The sequence below is a fragment of the Mycetohabitans endofungorum genome, from assembly GCF_002927045.1.
GTDB lineage: Bacteria > Pseudomonadota > Gammaproteobacteria > Burkholderiales > Burkholderiaceae > Mycetohabitans > Mycetohabitans endofungorum.
Genome location: NZ_PRDW01000006.1, coordinates 53,566 through 72,164 on the forward strand (window position 1 = coordinate 53,566; position 18,599 = coordinate 72,164).

General features: G+C 60.9%; 19 protein-coding genes and 2 pseudogenes. 13 read left to right on the plus strand and 8 right to left on the minus strand.

Annotated features, from left to right (window positions below):
- Window positions 1–14 precede the first annotated feature (14 nt).
- The 4 genes and pseudogenes from B0O95_RS07555 to B0O95_RS07575 all read right to left on the minus strand — a co-directional run bounded on the left by B0O95_RS07555 (window position 15) and on the right by B0O95_RS07575 (window position 3,053).
- Window positions 15–1,163, minus strand: coding sequence for a porin (locus B0O95_RS07555; RefSeq protein ID WP_104077350.1), 1,149 nt, complete (start codon window positions 1,161–1,163; stop codon window positions 15–17).
- A 593-nt stretch (window positions 1,164–1,756) separates the two neighbouring features.
- Window positions 1,757–2,155 (minus strand): annotated as a pseudogene (locus tag B0O95_RS07565) (transposase); the annotation flags it as partial.
- Window positions 2,156–2,283: 128 nt separating this feature from the next.
- On the minus strand, window positions 2,284–2,781 hold the full coding sequence (locus B0O95_RS07570) for a GNAT family N-acetyltransferase (protein ID WP_104077352.1): 498 nt from the start codon (window positions 2,779–2,781) through the stop codon (window positions 2,284–2,286).
- On the minus strand, window positions 2,778–3,053 hold the full coding sequence (locus tag B0O95_RS07575; RefSeq protein WP_233203213.1) for a type II toxin-antitoxin system TacA family antitoxin: 276 nt from the start codon (window positions 3,051–3,053) through the stop codon (window positions 2,778–2,780). Before B0O95_RS07575 ends, B0O95_RS07570 begins: the two co-directional genes overlap by 4 nt.
- A 9-nt stretch (window positions 3,054–3,062) precedes the next feature.
- On the opposite strand from B0O95_RS07575, the gene B0O95_RS07580 reads away from it, so the two are divergent.
- From B0O95_RS07580 to B0O95_RS16075, 3 genes and pseudogenes are all read left to right on the plus strand, one after another.
- Window positions 3,063–3,299, plus strand: a complete 237-nt coding sequence (locus B0O95_RS07580; RefSeq protein WP_370641774.1) for an antitoxin — start codon at window positions 3,063–3,065, stop codon at window positions 3,297–3,299.
- 14 nt (window positions 3,300–3,313) lie between these two features.
- On the plus strand, window positions 3,314–3,703 hold the full coding sequence (locus B0O95_RS07585) for a type II toxin-antitoxin system VapC family toxin (RefSeq protein ID WP_233203215.1): 390 nt from the start codon (window positions 3,314–3,316) through the stop codon (window positions 3,701–3,703).
- A pseudogene (locus B0O95_RS16075) lies at window positions 3,634–4,170 on the plus strand (helix-turn-helix domain-containing protein); the annotation flags it as partial. The gene B0O95_RS07585 and the pseudogene B0O95_RS16075, both read left to right, overlap by 70 nt.
- Here B0O95_RS16075 and B0O95_RS07595 read toward each other — a convergent pair.
- Complete coding sequence (locus tag B0O95_RS07595; protein ID WP_199180471.1) at window positions 4,152–4,343, minus strand: hypothetical protein; 192 nt, start codon at window positions 4,341–4,343, stop codon at window positions 4,152–4,154. The pseudogene B0O95_RS16075 and the gene B0O95_RS07595 sit on opposite strands and share 19 nt — an antisense overlap.
- A gap of 11 nt (window positions 4,344–4,354) precedes the next feature.
- Window positions 4,355–4,966: an alpha-ketoglutarate-dependent dioxygenase AlkB family protein gene (locus tag B0O95_RS07600; protein ID WP_104077356.1), complete on the minus strand. Its 612-nt coding sequence runs from the start codon at window positions 4,964–4,966 to the stop codon at window positions 4,355–4,357.
- Between the two features lie 67 nt (window positions 4,967–5,033).
- Here B0O95_RS07600 and B0O95_RS07605 point away from each other — a divergent pair, with 67 nt between their 5' ends.
- Window positions 5,034–5,267, plus strand: a complete 234-nt coding sequence (locus B0O95_RS07605) for a hypothetical protein (protein WP_076788704.1) — start codon at window positions 5,034–5,036, stop codon at window positions 5,265–5,267.
- A gap of 117 nt (window positions 5,268–5,384) precedes the next feature.
- On the opposite strand, the gene B0O95_RS07610 is transcribed toward B0O95_RS07605, so the two are convergent.
- A complete protein-coding gene (locus B0O95_RS07610) occupies window positions 5,385–5,735 on the minus strand; it encodes a superinfection immunity protein (protein ID WP_199180458.1) in 351 nt (116 codons plus the stop codon).
- A 213-nt stretch (window positions 5,736–5,948) separates the two neighbouring features.
- Between B0O95_RS07610 and B0O95_RS07615 the strand changes: the two genes are divergently transcribed.
- The 3 genes from B0O95_RS07615 to B0O95_RS15455 all read left to right on the plus strand — a co-directional run bounded on the left by B0O95_RS07615 (window position 5,949) and on the right by B0O95_RS15455 (window position 8,462).
- A complete protein-coding gene (locus B0O95_RS07615) occupies window positions 5,949–7,778 on the plus strand; it encodes an ArnT family glycosyltransferase (RefSeq protein ID WP_104077357.1) in 1,830 nt (609 codons plus the stop codon).
- A 173-nt stretch (window positions 7,779–7,951) separates the two neighbouring features.
- Window positions 7,952–8,080 carry a hypothetical protein gene (locus B0O95_RS16930; protein WP_255779274.1) on the plus strand — a complete coding sequence of 43 codons (129 nt, stop codon included), beginning with the start codon at window positions 7,952–7,954 and terminating at the stop codon, window positions 8,078–8,080.
- Between the two features lie 187 nt (window positions 8,081–8,267).
- Complete coding sequence (locus B0O95_RS15455) at window positions 8,268–8,462, plus strand: hypothetical protein (protein ID WP_146064018.1); 195 nt, start codon at window positions 8,268–8,270, stop codon at window positions 8,460–8,462.
- A 215-nt stretch (window positions 8,463–8,677) separates the two neighbouring features.
- On the opposite strand, the gene B0O95_RS07620 is transcribed toward B0O95_RS15455, so the two are convergent.
- The gene (locus B0O95_RS07620; RefSeq protein WP_104077358.1) at window positions 8,678–10,504 is read right to left on the minus strand and encodes an acetoin dehydrogenase E1 component beta-subunit; all 1,827 of its coding nucleotides are present in this window, start codon (window positions 10,502–10,504) and stop codon (window positions 8,678–8,680) included.
- Between the two features lie 653 nt (window positions 10,505–11,157).
- On the opposite strand from B0O95_RS07620, the gene B0O95_RS07625 reads away from it, so the two are divergent.
- The 6 genes from B0O95_RS07625 to B0O95_RS07655 all read left to right on the plus strand — a co-directional run bounded on the left by B0O95_RS07625 (window position 11,158) and on the right by B0O95_RS07655 (window position 18,539).
- Entirely contained in the window at window positions 11,158–12,912 is a 1,755-nt protein-coding gene (locus tag B0O95_RS07625; protein ID WP_233203217.1) for a hydrogenase maturation protein, read from the plus strand.
- Between the two features lie 724 nt (window positions 12,913–13,636).
- Window positions 13,637–14,662: an acyltransferase family protein gene (locus B0O95_RS07635; protein ID WP_233203218.1), complete on the plus strand. Its 1,026-nt coding sequence runs from the start codon at window positions 13,637–13,639 to the stop codon at window positions 14,660–14,662.
- A 304-nt stretch (window positions 14,663–14,966) separates the two neighbouring features.
- The gene (locus B0O95_RS07640) at window positions 14,967–15,218 is read left to right on the plus strand and encodes an acyl carrier protein (RefSeq protein ID WP_076788423.1); all 252 of its coding nucleotides are present in this window, start codon (window positions 14,967–14,969) and stop codon (window positions 15,216–15,218) included.
- Window positions 15,215–16,468 carry an acyl-CoA dehydrogenase family protein gene (locus tag B0O95_RS07645; RefSeq protein ID WP_104077359.1) on the plus strand — a complete coding sequence of 418 codons (1,254 nt, stop codon included), beginning with the start codon at window positions 15,215–15,217 and terminating at the stop codon, window positions 16,466–16,468. The genes B0O95_RS07640 and B0O95_RS07645 overlap by 4 nt, the downstream gene beginning before the upstream one ends.
- Window positions 16,468–17,433, plus strand: a complete 966-nt coding sequence (locus B0O95_RS07650) for an amino acid--[acyl-carrier-protein] ligase (protein ID WP_104077360.1) — start codon at window positions 16,468–16,470, stop codon at window positions 17,431–17,433. The genes B0O95_RS07645 and B0O95_RS07650 overlap by 1 nt, the downstream gene beginning before the upstream one ends.
- A gap of 59 nt (window positions 17,434–17,492) precedes the next feature.
- Entirely contained in the window at window positions 17,493–18,539 is a 1,047-nt protein-coding gene (locus B0O95_RS07655) for a DUF1839 family protein (RefSeq protein ID WP_233203242.1), read from the plus strand.
- The last annotated feature ends 60 nt before the right edge of the window (window positions 18,540–18,599 follow it).

An 18,599-nucleotide genomic window follows, 5' to 3' on the forward strand; every position in this document is an offset into this window, starting at 1 on the left:
GTCGCGTACCGCGATTAGAACCGATGGCGCAAGCCGACTCCCGCAGCAACCTGGTTGCCGGTAGTCGACGGCGACAGCGTGTTGATTGCGGCGAAGTTCGCGCCGAGCTTACCCAACTGGCCGGACGCATGCTGGTACACGCCTTCGACGTAGACATCGGTGCGCTTAGACAGGCCGTAGTCGGCCTGCAGCGAGACGGTATGCCACTTCGGATCGCCGTTGCCGTTCGCGCCGCTGACGCGCCCGTCAGTGTACGTATAAGCTGCTGCAAGGCTCAGCGCCGGCGTCAGCGCATAGCGGCCGTTGATCTCGTAGTTGTCCATCCCGAGATTCGTGCCACCGAAGCCGCCAAGGGTTTGACCGCCGAGATTTACGCCTTGCATATTGTCAAAGCGCGTATGCGTCCATACGAAACCGACATTCGCCGGGCCGTACGCATAGCTTGCGCCGACGCCATACGTACGTTGAAGCGCGGCAGCTACATTTGCATCGCCATTGTCCAGGGCCACCGCACCGGTATTTGTGCTGCCCGAATTGTTCAATTGCAGATACGCGGCGGCCACGTTGAGCGGACCGTTCGCATAAGACGCGCCGACGCTCCATGCGCGGTTATTCGAGAACTGGCCGGCCGCGTTGCTGAATCCATACAAGCCGCCGAACTGCACGCCGTCATAGTTCGGGCTCGTGTACTTAACCGCGTTCTTGATCGAGAACGAGTGGTCGAGATTGTCGTTGTCGAACGGATGGCCAGCGAGGTTGTTACCATATCCATAGCCCGCCACGGACAGCGGTGCCAAGTAATCGACTACCGAATCGTATTGGCGCCCCAGGGTCAACGCGCCAGACTGATCACTACGTAGCCCGACATAAGCTTGCCGATTGAAGATCGAACCGCTTTCGCTGTATTGCCCATTATTCAAGTTGAAGCCGTTCTCTAACTTGAAGAGGGCATGCAGGCCGGCGCCCAGATCCTCGTCGCCACGCAGTCCGAAATAGGTATTCGATACCGAGCCGCTTGCTTGCTGCCAATTGCTGTGGCCCAGTTGATTGTTGGTATAGACCAGACCTGCATCAAGCGTGCCGTAAAGCGTCACGCTGCTTTGCGCGTGAGCCGAGACAGCAAACGTGCCGCACACCGCGGCAGCCAATAGAGTCTTTTTCATCTGCTTCTCCTATGCTATTCAGATTGAGCCTCCCGAAACCGTGCCGTTTGTGCATTCGGCTAATCGGTAGTCCAGCATGTGCCGTGGGATTGAATCGAGTGTATGCCCACACTGGAAGGATCGCATGCCGCACCGCGCAATAGTCCTTTTCGTTATCTGTGATAAAGCGCCTGACGCGCGTTAACGCCTGAATTTATTGGATTTATCCAAATCATTTGGGCCAGTCAATAACGATATGCAATGCTTTATGTTGCTCGATTGCGACGCTGGGCATCCAGGTTGGAAGTCTGTATCGGTTACCCATTGGATTTTGCAAAACCGAAGAAACCTCAACGAACTAGGATGAAACTGTGACGGCATAACACCATGCTCCGTGCACGAGTGCCCGAGGTCAATCAGTCCATTGCCATTGAGACCCTTCTTGGGGCCACGGCTCAGGCGACGGGCATCCTGAGCCAAATTCGCGACGCGATGCTGGAGCCCTATCCCCGCTAGCATCCACCGACCTTTACCAGTATCCAGGTAACGGCGCTTTGCGGACTAGAGAAGCAGCACTTCCAATATCTCACTACTAAGAGACGGTTTCATAAAGACTATTGCGCTCGCTGAAAGGTGCTCCAGCAGAGCAAGCAACAGCCGAGTTTGAGAAACGCTTCGTGAATGTCAGCGCGACGTTCAAAGCGAATACGCAGACGGCAGAAATGATGCAGCCAAATATGCGTACGTTCAACGACCCAACACACCTTCCCGAGGCCACTGCCGTGTGGGTGGCCTCGTCGAGCAATGCCTGTGGGAATGTCTCGCTCGTGAAGGATGCGTCGGTATTTGTCGTAGTCGCAACCACGGTCGGCATACACACGGCCAGCACGGCTCAGAAGCCGCCCACGTACGCCGCCAATCGGCACGATGGCCTCAACCAGCGGAACCAGTTGTGTTACATCGTGACGGTTGGCGTCGGTCAGGTTTGCCGCGATCGGCGTTCCGTTGGCATCGGACCTTTTTGTGGTTCACACTCGTTTTCGTGCATAAACGCGAACAAACCGTTCGCCGTAAGACAGGCGAGCACTTGGACGAATTCGACGTCGCATTGGCGGCTCGCATCGTCGCAACCAGCGACCCTTTACGGGCGGCTGTCTTGCGGTAAGCGCAGCATTAACGTCATAGGATGCGCTGGCGAGGATTGGAATCCGTAGCGCTCATAAAACTGACGCGCACGCTCATGCAGCGCATGGACAAGCAAGGCCCGAACGCCGACATTTTCCGATACGGCTTGCACCCGGCATACCGCGTCTTGCAGCAAGGCTGCGCCAAGTTTGATGCCCTGGGCTCGTCGATCGACTGCAAGCCGAGCCAGTACCATTACCGGAACCGGGTCCAGCATATTGCGACGAACCGCGCCAGTGGCTTGCTGATGTGAAACCGCCCCTGCTGCCAACGCATAGTAGCCGAAGACGCGATGGTCAGCATTAGCCGCGACAAATGTACGACTGGCCCCGCTCAGGTGGTTGATTAACGCTCGACGCTTAAGCCATTCATTCAAAGCTGACTCGCCACAGTCGAACTCCTCAAGCCGATGCTGAGCGCATAGGGACTGTGGGGCAAAAAGTTCCACACTCACTTCCAGGGGGCTTTAATGTTCATCAAGCGCTTAAGGCCCGGATTGGCACTTTGCGGCGCATCTAAAATTGCCACGAACTGCTGGAACTTGTCAGCGTCCAGATGGAAAAAAACCTGATCCAGCACAGCCGATTGTGCTCGCTCACACGCAACTTCAAGCATGAAGTCAGAGCGGTTCTTGCCGAGTAGGCTTGCGGCATGGTCGATCAGATCGCGCTGTTCAGGCAATGCACGCAGATTGTTGCCAAGCTTTTCAAAAATGGGGCCAGCCAAGCAGTACGCTTGCCGCTGGAATTTCGCTTTGAGGGTGATGAAGTGTACGTCACTCGCGACTATGTGACGGGCGACGTCGTACTCTCCAACCGGCCCGGCGCGAGGACGTGGAACGATTTCTTCGAGTTACTCCGCTCCATTGATATGCCGGACGAATTCCTTGGCGACCGCCCGTTGAACATGGCGCCGCAAGAGCAAGGGATTTTTGACGATGAACTTCCCTTGAAGAAGCAAGGGCACCGGTAACTATGCTGTACCTCTTGGACACTGACATCACCAGCTATCTAATCAAAGGCAAGTCGCCCGCGATTGAGGCCAAATTGGTGAATTTAGTACCAGCGACAGTCTGCATTTCAGTGATGACCCGGGTCGAACTGCTGTACGGCCTGAAGCGTTTGCCTCTCGGGCATCGTTTGCATTTGGCGGTACGTCAGTTCCTCAAAATCGTTCGTACTTTACAGTGGGACGCCGAAGCGGCTGATTGGTATGCTGAGATCCGTCACCAGTTGATCAGCACCGGACAACCTATTGGCGAGATGGACATGATGATTGCCGCGCACGCGCTTTCAGCGGGTGCGATATTGGTCACCAACAACAGTCGCCATTACGATCGGATCGAAGCGCCGCTCATTCTGGAAAACTGGGTATAGTGCCCCGACCAACACTTCGCAAATGGCTACGTCGCTATCAAGAAGCCGGCGAAGCAGGTCTCTAATCCCAGAGCCGCCCGAAGTTCAAGCCAGAAGGTTTCTGAGGCCGATCGAGCAACGATCCTCCGACTGCATGCCGAGCACAAAGGCACGCGGCGGATCCCGAATAAGCTGCGATTGCACGAGCAAAGAGAACTATCCCTCGCGACCATTCACAAGATCTTGTGCGAGGCGCGTGGGAAGCCATTGATTCGACCCAGGCGACCAGCTGGCAGTTCGACTATAACTGGCGCCGCCCGCACGGATCACTCGGTGGCAAGACGCCCGTCAATCGCATAGCAGAACTGGGCGAATTGACACCTCTCGCGCAAGAGGTAGCCTGTGCCTACGACGAACTGAACAGGAATCGACATCAAAGTAGTATCCGTCATTTTCGATTTGATGGACATCACGGTGACAAAGTCAGAAGCCAAGCCGGATAGCCGCATGGGCCTGCCTCATAGACGACGCAGACGTGGCGCGCTTTCGACTGCAGTCGCTTACACAAGTGATCGATGTCCGTCTTCGTGGTGCCGATCTTGCCGAGCAGTTTCACCTCGCCCATGCCGAGCGCATAGGCGACCGTGATCGAGTCTGGCACAGGCGCCGCACTCACGCACGCCCGGCCGCTGTGCGCTGCGTGGGCTCGATCCAACGGAAGGTCAAGTTGAGCCGTTCAGCAGCCAGGCCAGCAGCCTTCGGCACGCGGTGCTTCCATTCAGCCTGCGTCCGGCCTCGCATCACGAGCAAGCTGCCGCTGGTGAGCCTGAGCCTATGCATGACCCCGGTCGCATTATGGCGCAACTCGAAGGTGCGCGCCGCCCCGAGACTGAGTGAGCCAATGATAGGCTGCTGGCCCAGCGACGCTTCGTCATCGGCGTGCCAACCCATGCCATCCTTGCCGTGACGGTAGCGATTGAGTAATACGCTATTGAACCGCGTGACGGCCACGCGCTCCACGATTCGACGCAGCGCCAGCACCGTGGGCGTCCATCGCGCCGGCATGTTCACAATGCCGGAGTATACATAGACGACGTCGGGATCGCCCTGCCAAGCGGTCAACCGCGGCAGCGGAATGCGGCCGCGCGGCGTGTTGATCCAGTCCTGTCGCCACGCGACCTCGTCCGTGAGCTGGCGCAGCGAGTCCGCCGCCACGGCAGGCGTGAGGCAATTCGGATACCAGTCTATGTCCGGTTTCGGAACGTCATCAAAAAGATCCAGCATAGAACGACGAAACGACGTATGAGCCCTGATAGTATCCTTTTTGTCCCAACCATTCAGGATGCACACCATGTCGGTAGAACAGATCCGGGCAGCGGAAACGCGGGCCATGCAGCGCGTGGTGACCGCGACCCTTGGGGTGCAAAGTGCATTCGCCGCGCTGCAGAAACAATTCCCGCCTGAAGGCGACGGCCGCCCATCGGGCTTCGCGCTGAGTACCTTTGACGCGGCACTGCAGGAACTGGAAGACGCCCAACAGGCGTTCGACGAAGTGCTCAGCTCAATGCTCGACGGCTTGGGCTGAGCGCCGCAGCCAGTGTCGCAAGCGCTGCGCCAGCGTGCACGGCGCGATGGGGCGCTGCGCCTGTTTGCCGTGCGGCTCGAGCGGCAACGCGCCGGGGGATGCGGCCGTATTTACGGTTTAAAATTCACCGCGGCGCGCCCGCGCCCGCGCCGCCTTGACGTCCGCTTCCCGTTGCGCGTCGCGCGCATCCGTGCGCCGAGCGCGCTGCGTCAAGCTGATCGACAACATGCGCATGGTCGACGTTCGCCGCCGCACCGTCAACTTGCCGACATCGACCGTATGAGCGACTGGCCCAAGCGCCCATTGCAGCGCAAGCAGCCATCCGAGAACCGTCCACCCCAGGCAGACATTGAACAGAGCCAGCATCAACGTATCCGGCCGCTTGCGCCGGTCAGCCACGATCGACGGGGCAAAATACAACAGCAACACCGCCAGTGCCTGGACCAGTTGAATGATTGTGATCCTCATGTCCGACACTATAGTCGAGCTTGCCCCGTGCCGCAGCACGAGGACCGGCGATGCCCGGCGCCGAACGCCGAAGCCGCGACGAACAGGCGTGCGGTCCGCAATTCGACAAACGGACAGGGCGGCTTCCTGTATGCTCGTCGCTCCCGCCGGCCAACCTGGCCGTCGAAATGGGCAGCAGTACCATCTCACAACGCTGTATGAAGTCCAAGCAGTATGGAATCCAAGCAAATTCGCACGCCGCAGCAGGCGGCTCCCGGCACGCATCCAGTTGCGCCGACGCCGGATGCGCTGTCAGCCACCGGCTCATGGGCCGCGCCACCCCTCGCGCTGCGCCGCACCACACTTATCGTACTCGCCGCCCTGCTATACCTGCTGCCCGGCATACTCGGCCACGCGCCGTGGAAGCAAGACGAGACCTATTCGTTCGGCATGATTCAATCGTTCCTGCACGGCAAGGACTGGATCGTCCCCATCAACGCTGGGCAGCCGTTCATGGAGAAGCCACCGCTGTACTACTGGGTCGCAGCGCTGGTAGCCGGGAGCCTGTCGCGATGGCTGCCGCTGCATGACGGCGCCCGGCTCACGACGGTGCTGTGCGGCGCCGTCACACTGCTGGTGTTAGCGGCGTGGAGCCGCCTGCGCGCGCGCGACAAGAGTCATACCGGCGTCGCGGCAGCGCGTGAGTGCCGCGATCCATGGCAAGCGACGCTCGTCACACTGTCGCTGTTCAGCGGCACCCTGATCATGGTCAAGCACGTACACGACCTGTTCACGGACGTCGCACTGGTAACCGGGACCGTCTGCGCACTGTACGGCTTATATCGGATCGCACTGCGCATGCAGGCCGGTCACAGCGCAACGTTCGCCGACGTGGCATGGTTCGGCATCGGCACCGGCATCGCGCAGATGACCAAGGGATTGTTCATCCCCGGCGTGCTGGCGCTGACCGCGGCCGCATTACCGGCGCTCACGCCCGCGTGCCGCTCGCGCCGCTACGTCGCGGCGGTGGTGGTCGCGGTGGGGCTAAGCATGCCGTTTTTTCTCGTCTGGCCGGCACTGCTCGCCCATCGCTCGCCTGATCTGTTCGTCGACTGGTTCTGGGACAACAACGTGGGCCGCTTTCTCGGTTTTTCGGTGGATCGGCTGGGCTCCGACAACGATCATGCGGTGGTACTGCGCGCGCTGCTGATCGGCGCGTTTCCGAGTGGTCCGCTGGCCCTGTACGCGCTTGCACGCGGCGGCTGGCGCAAGATCACCGAGCCGGCGACCGGCATTGCGCTGATTTTCTGCGTGTTCGGCATCGGACTGCTAAGCCTGTCGGCGACCGCACGGGTGCTGTACTTGTTGCCGTTCGTGGCCCCACTCGCCGTGCTCGGCGCGGATGGCGTGGCCCAATTGCCCGCCGCGCTGCGACGCGGATGGAGCGTGTTGAGCCTCGTGCTGTTTACCGCGTTCGGCGCGTTGGCCTGGTTCGTTTGGGCGGTGATGACGCGGCCGATCGCGGCGCACGGCGCCGCCCGATGGTTACAAAAGTGGCTGCCGCTGGACTACGTGGTTCCGTTCCAGCCGCCAGCGGTGGCGCTGGCCATTGCGTTGTGCATCGCCTGGTTCGCCGCATGCCAATATGCACGACGGCTCGGACCCGCCCAAGCGCCATTTGTCTGGTGCGCCGGCGTGACGCTCGCCTGGGGGCTTGTCTTCACGTTGCTGCTGCCGTGGCTGGACCGCGCAAAGAGCTATACGCCGGTGTTCGAGCAACTGGCCGCGTCGCTCCATGCCGACTGGCGCAGCAGCGACTGCATGACCAGCGTTGGCCTCGGCGAATCGGAAGCGCCGATGCTCGAATACGTGACCGGCATCGTGCATCAGCCTGTGCCGCCCGACATGGCCGCATCGAGCGCCTGCCGCTGGCTGATCGTGCAGGATGATACGTCGATGCCGGACGCAGGCTACGACGGCTGGAAGCGCGTGTGGCAAGGCGCCCGCCAAGGCGATACGCATGAGCGCCTGCGCGTGTTCGTGCGCGAGGACACGCGGTCGTAGGCACACAGGCCGCGGTACGGGCACGCGCAATAGTGTCGAAATTTTAACCAATTAACCAAAACATGCAGAATTGGCGCACATCAAGAAAAAATATGACTGATCTCCGCGCCTCGTTGGCGTACATTCTTACGAATAGCTTTCATCAACGTGGATCACGACTAACTGACCCGACGATGGATCTCGACTTCAACGACGCTTTTAATGCCGTCAAGTTCGCCGTTTATGCCACCGACGGCCGATACTCCGTGCAGGCCGCTGCCGCGCCCCCCGCGGCCCGCGCGCGCCGGCCACGTCGTTTGTAACGCTGCATTGCCCGCGCCAGCAAGCCGGACCACTTATGACGATCTGCCGCCGGAGGTGATCCAGCAAATCGCGTCGTAGCTGTCGTCCGACGATATCGCACAGCTTTCTGCGCTGAACCAACGCTCCTATGAAATCCTGCGCAAATGACGACTGGCATGGCGCAGCTGCCGACGGGCCGAAACGGTCGTGGACCTCGCGTCGCTGCAACAGTTGCTCGACGAAACGCAGGATATCCAGTTCGAGCCCAGCTTGCGCACCGACCCCGTCGTGGCGCTCTGGTACTGGCTGCCACGGCCGCCGAACGGCCGGAGGCCTTCAAACGCCTGTTCCGCGCGGCAGACGGAATCCCCCGACATGGCCATGTCATCCAACAACTCATAATCGTATCGATTGTCCAATACGCACCGCAACAGCGCGTGGAATTATTCGATCGGGACCGTCGCAATTCGCGGCGCGGTAGCAGGGGCGCACGCCTCCCCCGGTGCGCATACAAGCGGTCCACCGGCTGATCGAAACCACGCCCCGGTTCGGCACGCTGTCGCGGCAGGGCAGCGTGCGTATTCTCACGCACGCTGCCCACGCGCACCGTTGAGCGGTTATTTCTCGGGCGAAGCCGGCGGCGTCGGTAGGTTAGGCCAACGCGGCTCTGTCAATTCTGGCTCGACTCGGATCGGCGTCAGCCTTGAGCCCCGTCTGCGCACATCGACGTGACCGGACACCGTCGTCTCCGATACGCTGGTCCGCGGCAGATGGAACGCGCCGTCGTCCCGCGCGAAAACACTGTCGATCGACTGACGTCTTCTCGGCTGGCATGTCGGGCCCGTCCGCAGACAATTTTCGGCTTCTTGCAACAGTGCAAAGGTTACCTGGCACGCTCGTTCGAGGCACTCGTCCTCTGACAGACCTTCCAGGAACGGATTGCTTGGCTGGTCAAGCCAACTGCGGTCCCACTGGCGCGGCGTCAATATCCAGGTGTCCTCCTGCTGCACGGGCACGCTGTCCACCAGTGAGTCGCGCGTCGTGTCACCCATCATGTCCAGCTCCAGGCCGCTATCGCGTTCTTGCAACAATGCATCGGATCGTGCGGTCGTTAGACTTGGCTTCTCCTTATGTAACAAACCGCCAACGGATGCATCGTCGCGCGACGTATAAAGCCACTGGAGGCCTCCTCGGAGTAGTAACCGCGATACTTCGTCCAGGTAAAACAAGTCTCGCCGTGAATCACCCTCTGGAAAGCCGCGATAGCTTTCCACCTGGATTCGATTGACGAGCGCGGGATGCGCATTCAGGCGAATCAGTTCAGACGAAAAAGCCTGCTCCTGGACGTCCGAACCATATGCGATAAACAGCCGAGGCGTGTCGGCTACCGACAACGCATCGACCAGCGCACTTGCCGACCATGACGGTGCCTCACTGCCCGGGACGCAGAACGAATCATTGGTGCAACGCCGGATATCGCCAGCGACGTCGTACGGCGGTTGCCACAGGCGATCGAACTCGGCAGGCAAATGGCGCGTGACGTCAAGACCAAGATCGGCATCCAGGTGTAGGAGCCATTTCACGCCCAGCTCCCACGATATCCTGGCAGGCGGCTCCCGATGTTCAGCACGCCCGTCCGGCCCCAAGACCGGCGAGAGAATCGCCATGCCGGCGAACCCGTGAGGCCTCGTTTTCAATAAATCCATCGCATGACCGGCCACACGTGCACCGTGGGTGACAAGGTACACCGGCGATCCACGCCTCTGATGCGTATCCAGATAGTTATCGATGAAACGCATTGCCGCCCTCCCCGCATGAGGGCTGCCCCAAAAATCGCCAAAGCCCGATCCGGTAGGATGGACGAAAATCAAATCGGACACGTCGAGCAACGTAGAGACGTTGTCATATCGATCCCAGCATTCTCGGCCCGAAAGGTCCCCGACGATAGGACCGACCGTTGCCAGCAACAGATAGCCGGTAGAACGCAGCGGATCATGTCGAACGCTGTCACCGAACAAGAATGTGATTGGGCGGGACGAGAGTTCCGCATCGCGCTGGGTGTAGGCCACGTAGACGATCTGGTCGTCGTCGGATGCGCCCTCAATAGGCACCATGCCGACGGTAGCCGCTAAATCCAGTGTTTCGTCACTGACCTGCATTTGAAAATAACTCGTGACAGCTTCCCCGAACGGCACCGAAGCCGGCTTTTCGGACGACACCGAAGCCGGGTTTTCGGACAACACCGAAGCATGAAGGGCGGTCGCGGTCCGCGTATCAGGCTGACCGGCAACCATCGCGTCGCCGACACCGGATTCGCCTCCCCCTCCGCCACACGCATTCAGGGACAGCGCAACAGCGATCACCATTGCGCTGGAGGATACTCGACCCGGCTTAATCAACCGGCAAAGACATTTATTTAATTTCATTTTCATGATGGTCACCATTTTAAGTGGTCGAAAACAGCCCTCCGAAGACCCGGATAATCTTTAAAAAAACCGATGGCCTTCGATTAAATGTTAGACGCGGAGCAATAGCGCTGCCTCGGCACCGACGTGCGCGTCAACTCATTTGCTGGCTGAACTGCATGTAATGCAATTGAAAGTATGAGGCGCGAAACGTATCACGCGCGAAGCGCCAAGTAAAGATCAATAAGGAAACAATCGTTGCTTATATAACGATTTGGGCGAAATATGTGAACCAATCAAGTCACCCACACCGGTTTTATTGGTATAGTACAAATTGGGTCTGTGTGTTTTGGATTGCTAATTCATCGGACAATATGGATTAATTTTCCGCGACATCACGGTAGCCGGCATGATATGCCTGCTTCGCAGCTCGGTTCCACCGATGTCTCGGCAGTCCGGCCGGGCTGAGCCCTGTACATTTTTCCGGGCATCCGGGCATTACCGGTCGATGTTTCCGAAAGCGGATTTTCTGTTTGCTCAGGCGCCACACAGCACCGTTTCAACGCCCATCACTTCGCCTTCCCGTCGCTTTCTTCGGCATCCCTGTCGTCGCGCGAGGCAGGATTGCTACGCTTCCCGCTGTATTCGCGTTTTCTGATCGCTCAATATCGCAAACACCATCTGGGGGGCGCTTGGATATTCTGCTGTTTGCCTCGGCCTATAACGGCATGGTCCAGCGTGTTCATCGCGAACTCGTTGCACTGGAGCATCGCGTCTGCATTGAATTGTCGCCGGACCCGGACACGATGCTGGCTCGCGCTGAACAGGTCGATCCGGATTTGATCATCTGTCCATTCCTGAAACATCGCATTCCCGACACGGTATGGCGCGCCTGGCCGTGCTTGATCGTGCACCCGGGAATCGAGGGTGATCGGGGGCCGTCCGCGTTGGATTGGGCGATTACCCACCGGCAATCCGAGTGGGGCGTTACCCTGCTGCAAGCCAACGCCGAAATGGACGGCGGCGATGTATGGGGGACGCACCGGTTTGCGATGCGCACGGCCGGCAAAGGCAGCATCTATCGACGTGATGTCATACCCGGCGCGGTGAAGCTCATCCGGCAGGCATTGGTCGATTTCGCGGATCCGCGGTTCCGGCCGCGTCCGCAAGACTATTCTCGCCCGTCGGTCAAGGGCCGTCCCCACGTGCTGATGCGACAGGATACACGCCGCATCGATTGGAGCACAGACGACACCGATACGATCGTCAACCGCATCCATGCGGCCGACGGCTTCCCCGGCGTGCGTGACGAGATCCATGGCCAGCCGGTGTATCTGTTCGGTGCGGTAGCAGATACGGGCATCGCACATGAGGCCACGCCGGGGGCATGGCTGGGTCAGCAGCACGGCGCGGTGTGCCGCGCCACGCGGGACGGTGCCGTATGGATCAAGCAGATGAAGGCGGGGAGCCGCGGTCCAGGCGCCGGCATCAAGCTTCCGGCGATGTTGGCGCTGCGCGCCGCGTTCGGCGACGCAGCCTGGCTCGAGCAGTTACCCGAGATGGACTCGCCTGCTGTCGAGGATATCCGCATCCACGTCGAACATCGGGTAGCATACGTCGAATTCGACTTCCACAACGGCGCGATGAGCACCGGCCAATGCACGCGCCTGACTCATGCGCTTGACGCGCTGAGTCGGCGCCACGACGTGCGCGTGATCGTATTAATGGGCGGCAACGATTTTTGGAGCAACGGCATTCATTTGCACTGCATCGAGGCATCGCCGGATCCGGCCGGCGAGTCGTGGCGCAACATCAATGCGATAAACGACTTGGTGCGCACCATCCTGCTGACCGAACGCAAGATCACAATCGCCGCACTGCGCAATAACGCCGGCGCCGGCGGCGCCATCATGCCACTGGCATGCGACTTCGTGCTGGCCCGCCGCGGCGTCGTGCTCAATCCACACTACCAGACAATGGGCTTGTACGGCTCCGAGTACTGGACTTACCTATTGCCGCGTCGCACCGGCGCCGCACGAGCGAAGGCCCTAGTCGACGCATGCTTGCCGGTGGTAGCGGACGAAGCGCTGGGCATGAACCTCGTCGACCACGTGCTGCCAGAGGATTGGACCGAATATCACGCTTTACTGTCGCGCCATTGCCAGACGATCGCGCAAGATGAACGATTTTCGACGTACCTGAACATCAAGGCGCGCGTGCGAAGCATGGACGAACGGCGCAAGCCGCTGCAGGCCTATCGGGACGAAGAATTGCAGCGGATGAAGGCAGCCTTCGATGATCCGGGTGCCAGCTACCACGCACTGCGCTACCAATTCGTTCACAAAATCCCGTGTGCGGCAACGCCGCCACACCTGCTCGGCGACGTCGACGTGCGGCAGTCGCACGATACGCAGCACCGACGGGAGCCGTCGCCCGTTCAAGCGTAACAGCCGGCCGGCACGGACTCATCGCCATCGCGACATATTGCGACGGCGATGCCGCGTTCAATCCAAAGAACTCGTGGTAACCCTGCCACGCCAGCGACACCGCCAACGCAAGCAATAGATTGGATTCCGACGTCCAGACGGAGCGCACCATCGCTGTCGTGCGCATACAACAGCCACCACGTCCGAAACACCCTGTGTCCAGGCCAACGCGCATCGTAGCATGCTGCATTGTGGCTTGGCGCACAGGCCAAGTTCCGCCCAGCTCGTAAGCTGCAAGCATGCGTAACCTGTTTCGTCCGTTGGCCATCGTGCTGGCCGTGCTAATGTCATTGCATGGCATTGCGTACGCGTTCGCGCCCGGCGCGACGCCGGCGGTGCGCACCCACGGCGCACGCGTTGCCGCGCGCGCGACGGCATGCGCGACGCAAGCGACGGCCCGACCGCAGCGAGCGCACGACAGCGACCGCTGCGGCTGCCCCCACGGACGGCTGTGCTGCGTCGACGCGTGTTGCGCCCTGTCGTGCCGCACGTGCGCCAACGTCCCTCCCGTGCTGTCTGTCCGGCGCTCGCCGCCGGCGGGGACCGATCGGTTCCGTACCTTCATTCCGTCGTTCCCCAAGCGTCCTCCCCGTTTCATTCCCGTCTAGCTCGATCATGGGCGCCCACGCCCGGCATGACCGGGCGTGGGCGGTCCGATATAGGCCACGACGGCCAGCAGCCGGGCGTGCTGCGCGGCGGCGCCAAGCGCTTCTTCGTCAACCGATTGACCAATCTCTATCCCATCCCCTGGATATCGCTGGCGCTGTTCCTGACGGTGGGAGTGGCAGGTGTCAACCCGCTCAACCGCTTTTCGTTGATGACACTGGACAGACAAGCCGGCGGCTTCGAGTACCTGGATGGCATGACCACCTTGGCCATCATCGTCACGACGGTATGGATGCTCCAAGCATGGCAACCGCTATACGAGGCCATCAACCCGCCATCCTGGTCACTGTCCGCGCTGCTGTTCTTCTACGCGTGCTTTCCCTGGCTTGCGCCCCGGTTGCTTTCCCTGCGCCGGCCAGGACTCGCCTGGGTCGCGTTGTGGCTCGGCTATCTGACGCCCGTGGTATTCGCGGTGCAGCACTGGTATGCACCGGCCTCGGTCGGCCTCCTCTATACCAATCCACTGATACGTCTGCCCGAGTTTGCCGCCGGTATCCTGCTCTACGGCCTGTACCGCGAGCGCAGTGTCGACTGGCTCTGCTCGACACCCGCCCGCCGTGCCGCAACGCTCGCTTTCGTCGCGCTGTCCTTCATCGGCGGCGTCAAGGCGCTCGAGCATGGCGGATTTGGCTGGGTCCATAACGGTGCGCTGCTGCCGTCCCAGGCCGCACTGATCCTGGTGTGTGCTCACGTCACAATGCCCGCCGCGGTCGCGCGGCTCACCACCCGGCTCGGCAACGCAGCGCTGTCTCTGTTCGCCATCCATTTGCCATTGTTTCTCATCTTCACCAAGCTGGGAAAGTTGCTGGCGATCGGCATGGACCCGCTGCAATGCGTGCAGCAGTTCACGGCATGTATAAACGCGTCGCGCGACATCGTGCCGTCGATGGCGCTTTACCCGGCCTATCTGGCCGGCGCCGTGGTGACAGCAGTCGTGTTCCAAGAGCAGATCGTCGCACCGTTGCGCGACGCATTGCGCAGCCGGCTGTCGCGCGAACCGCTCCAGCATCGCGCCGCTGACCCCTCAGGCGGGCAGGCCGGGTAATCCATCCCGCTCGCTTCCCGCCGTCTGCGCGACAAGCCATGCCAGGCGGCGGGCGTCACGGTTAAGACATCTAAGCACTGCGCGATTGGAGATGCAGCGCCTCCAAATCGCGTTGCACGGTGCTTCTTTGGCGAATGCTGCGTTTTGCACGCACTTTCTTCGCGCTGTTAGGGGCGCTGGCGTTTTGTCGGGTGCCGCACAGATCTCGCGAGTACGGACTGGTCTACTAGCTTCGCGCACGGGGAGTGCCGCCGCCGGGATTTGAACTACCCGAGCCGGAAAATGATTTATACCGGAGCATCCGATGAAAAACGAATTAAGACAGATCATCCAGGAAGTCGCTCACCTGGAACTATCCGTTGACCGCCTTTCCGACAGTGACGACCTCTACGAAGCAGGTTTGTCGTCGCTGAACACGATTCAATTGATGCTTGCGATCGAAAAACACTTCAACGTCGAAATTCCCGACCGCATGCTGAATCGCCATCTGTTCCAGAGCATCGATTCACTGGCTGAGGCCGTCTCGCAATTGCAGCGCGACGTGCAATCAGCATGAGTGCAATCCAATCCGCCAACAGTGGTGAGCCGGTGCACGCCATTGCATTGCCCGAACCTGACGCGCGCCCTTCGGGCGCCGGCGAGCACGCGTTGGACCAAGCCGCGATCGCGGTGGCGCAAGTCGCGGCGCGTTTCGCCGATGCCGTGGACCGCGAAGCCAGGTTCCCAAGCGAAGCCATCGACGCCATGCGCGAGCATAGGCTGCTCGGCGCGATGGCGCCCGTCGAGTTGGGCGGCATGGGCGCGTCGCTGGAAGCTGTCGCTTCAGCGTGCCGCATTCTCGGCCATGCGTGCTCGTCCGCCGCGATGATCTATGCGATGCATCAGATCGAAGTGATTTGCGTACTGGAACACGCGATGTCGGTGCCGTGGCATCGCGGGTTTCTCCGACAGGTTGCCGAGCATGAGTGGCTGCTGGCGTCCGCGACGTCCGAAGATAGCGTGGGCGGCAATCTGCGCAACAGCCGCTGCGCGATCGAACCCGACGGCGACGGTGCGTTCACATTGCACAAGCTCGCGCCGACGATCTCCTACGGTGCCTATGCCGACGCCATACTGGCGACCGCTCGGCGCTCGCCGGACGCGCCGGCCGTGGAGCAAGTGCTCGTGACGATTCTGAAAGACGACACGACCCTGACTCGCCGCAGCGGATGGGATACGTTCGGCATGCGGGGCACGTGCAGCGAAGGCTTCGTGCTAGAGTCGCGCGGCCGCCAGGAACAGGTCTTCCCCGTACCGTTCGGCGAGATCGCCGAGCGCACGATGGTGCCGGCCTCCCACATCCTGTGGTCGTCACTGTGGACCGGCATCGCCAGCGACGCATTTTCCCGCGCGCATCGCTACTTCCGCACACAGGCACAAGACAAGCCAACCGGCGCATCGCCCGCCGGTAGCCGAATCGCCGAAGCGCTCGGCCTGCTGCAAGCCATGCAGGGACGCATCGACAGCGCGCTGCGCGTCCACGCGCGCGCCAGCGCATCGGCCACGCGCTCGTGGTCCGAGACAATGGCAGACGCGGCTCAGATCAACACGCTCAAGACTTACGTGTCCATCACCGCGCTACAGGTCGTGATGCATGCGGTAATGATTTGCGGCATGGCGGCGTACAAGAACGGCACACCGTTCACGCTGAGCCGGCACATTCGCGATCTCTACTCTGCACCCCTTATGATCAACAATGACCGTATCGATGCCAATACGGCCAGCCTATTGCTGGCGCAACGGCCCGCTTCGCTGGAGAAAGAATAATGGGTGATATCACGTTGCAAAACCCACCGGCGCACGCGGCCGACATCGATGATCGGCACGGCGTGAACGCATTACGCGATGCGCTCGTGGACGCGGGCCTGTTAATCCCGATGGGCGTGCAAGGCCTGTACGGCAGGAGCGAAGTGTTCGAGAACGTGATCGGGGCCATCGATGCATTGGTCACGCGCCTGGGTGCCGATCAGCACGCCGAGGTACTGCGCTTTCCGCCCGCAATGAACCGGACCGATTTTGAGCACAGCGAATACCTGAAGGGATTTCCACAGCTCGCCGGGACGGTCCATAGCTTCTGCGGCTCGGAGCACGAGCATCAACGTGTGCTGCAATGCCTGGACCGGAGCGAGGACTGGACCGAGTTCCAAAAGCCGACCTACGTGGTCATGACGCCGGCGGCATGCTATCCCGCCTATCCGGTCATCGCGCGGCGCGGCGCGCTGCCACCGCAGGGCAGGACGCTGGATCTGTTCTCGTATTGCTTTCGCCACGAGCCGTCGCTGGACGCAACCCGGATGCAGCTGTTTCGCATGCGCGAGTATGTGCGCCTGGGTACGCAAGATCAGATCCTGGCATTTCGCACTGAGTGGATCGAGCGTGGCAAGCGGATGATGGCGATACTGGCGCTGCCGCACGAAGTGGACTTGGCCAATGACCCATTCTTTGGCCGCGGCGGCCGCATTGCCGCGTCGAGCCAGCGTGAGCAAAACTTGAAATTCGAAATGCTGGTGCCGATCGAGAGCGACACCCGACTCACTGCCTGCCTGAGTTTCAACTACCACATGGACCACTTCGGCCTGCTGTGGGGCATTAAGACGAGCGATGCCGACGTCGCGCATACCGGTTGCGTAGGTTTCGGCATGGAACGCCTGGCGCTCGGACTGTTCAAGCATCATGGGTTCGATGTGCAGGCGTGGCCAGAATCGGTACGCAACGCGCTGTGGGGGAGCTAATGAATGACGTCGTCTCGCCCATGGCCACGCCGCACGCACTTGCACGGCCGGCGCCGCCGATGAAGTTGCCGCGCGACCCGGCTGGCTATCGTCCGCATGCGCTACATGACTCAACCATGGTCTGGAAGCAGACCAATTGCTACGTCGACCTGTGGATCGAGCTGCTGGCACAATGGGGTTTCGATCCCCATGCCATGCTGCCCTTCACAGTCACGCAAGACTTTGAGGGAGACCAGTTCACCTTTTTCAAGGTGCCATTGGAAGACTTAGAGCGGCTGTACGGGATTGTCGTGCAAGAGCACGCCATCTTCGAGTCACTGCCGTACCATATCGAGCAGCAGGTCCGGCGCGGCAACGTGATGCTGGTCGAGGTGGACGCGTGGCATCTGCCCGACACCCGTGGCATCAGTTATCAACGCGAGCACACGAAGACGACCATCGGCATCGACGCGATCGACTTGCAAGCCGGCGAAATCGGCTATTTCCATAACGCCGGATACTATCGGGCCGTAGGTGACGACTATCGTGGGCTGTTCGACATCGGCTCCAGTACGTCGCTGGCGCCCTACGTCGAATGCGCGAAGCGGCGCTTCGAGCCGTTGCGCGGCCCGGCGCTGCACGAAACCGCGCTCTCGCTGCTGGCGCGGCACTTCAAACGCCGTCCCGCCAGTAGCCCGATCGCCGCGTTCCGGGCTGCGCTTGCCAAAGACGCTGCAGTCATCGCATCGCGCCCGATCTCGTACTTCCATTCGTATTCGTTCAACACGTTGCGTCAACTCGGTGCGAACTTCGAGCTACTGGGCCGCTGCCTGCGATGGCTGGACGCGCCCGATGCGAACGGTACCGATGGCAACGGGGCCTTTACCGCTTGCGTGGCCGCCTGCAACACGATCGCCTCCGAGGCGATGGTGCTCGAATTCCGGCTCGCCAGGGCTTGCGCACGACGCAACGAGGACCGTTGCGAAAGTACGCTGGAAATCATCGAGCACGCGTACGGGTCGTTGATTGACGAACTGGGTGTGCGGTTGGGCAACAACGACGCACCGCCACGGCTGTGCCGCGACTCGAACACGGCCCGCCCCGACGCCAGGTCCTCGTTGCAATGAATCCGCAGCCTGCCCCGGCCGGGCGCAGCACCACTGGCCCCGGGCCTGTTCATGGGCGCG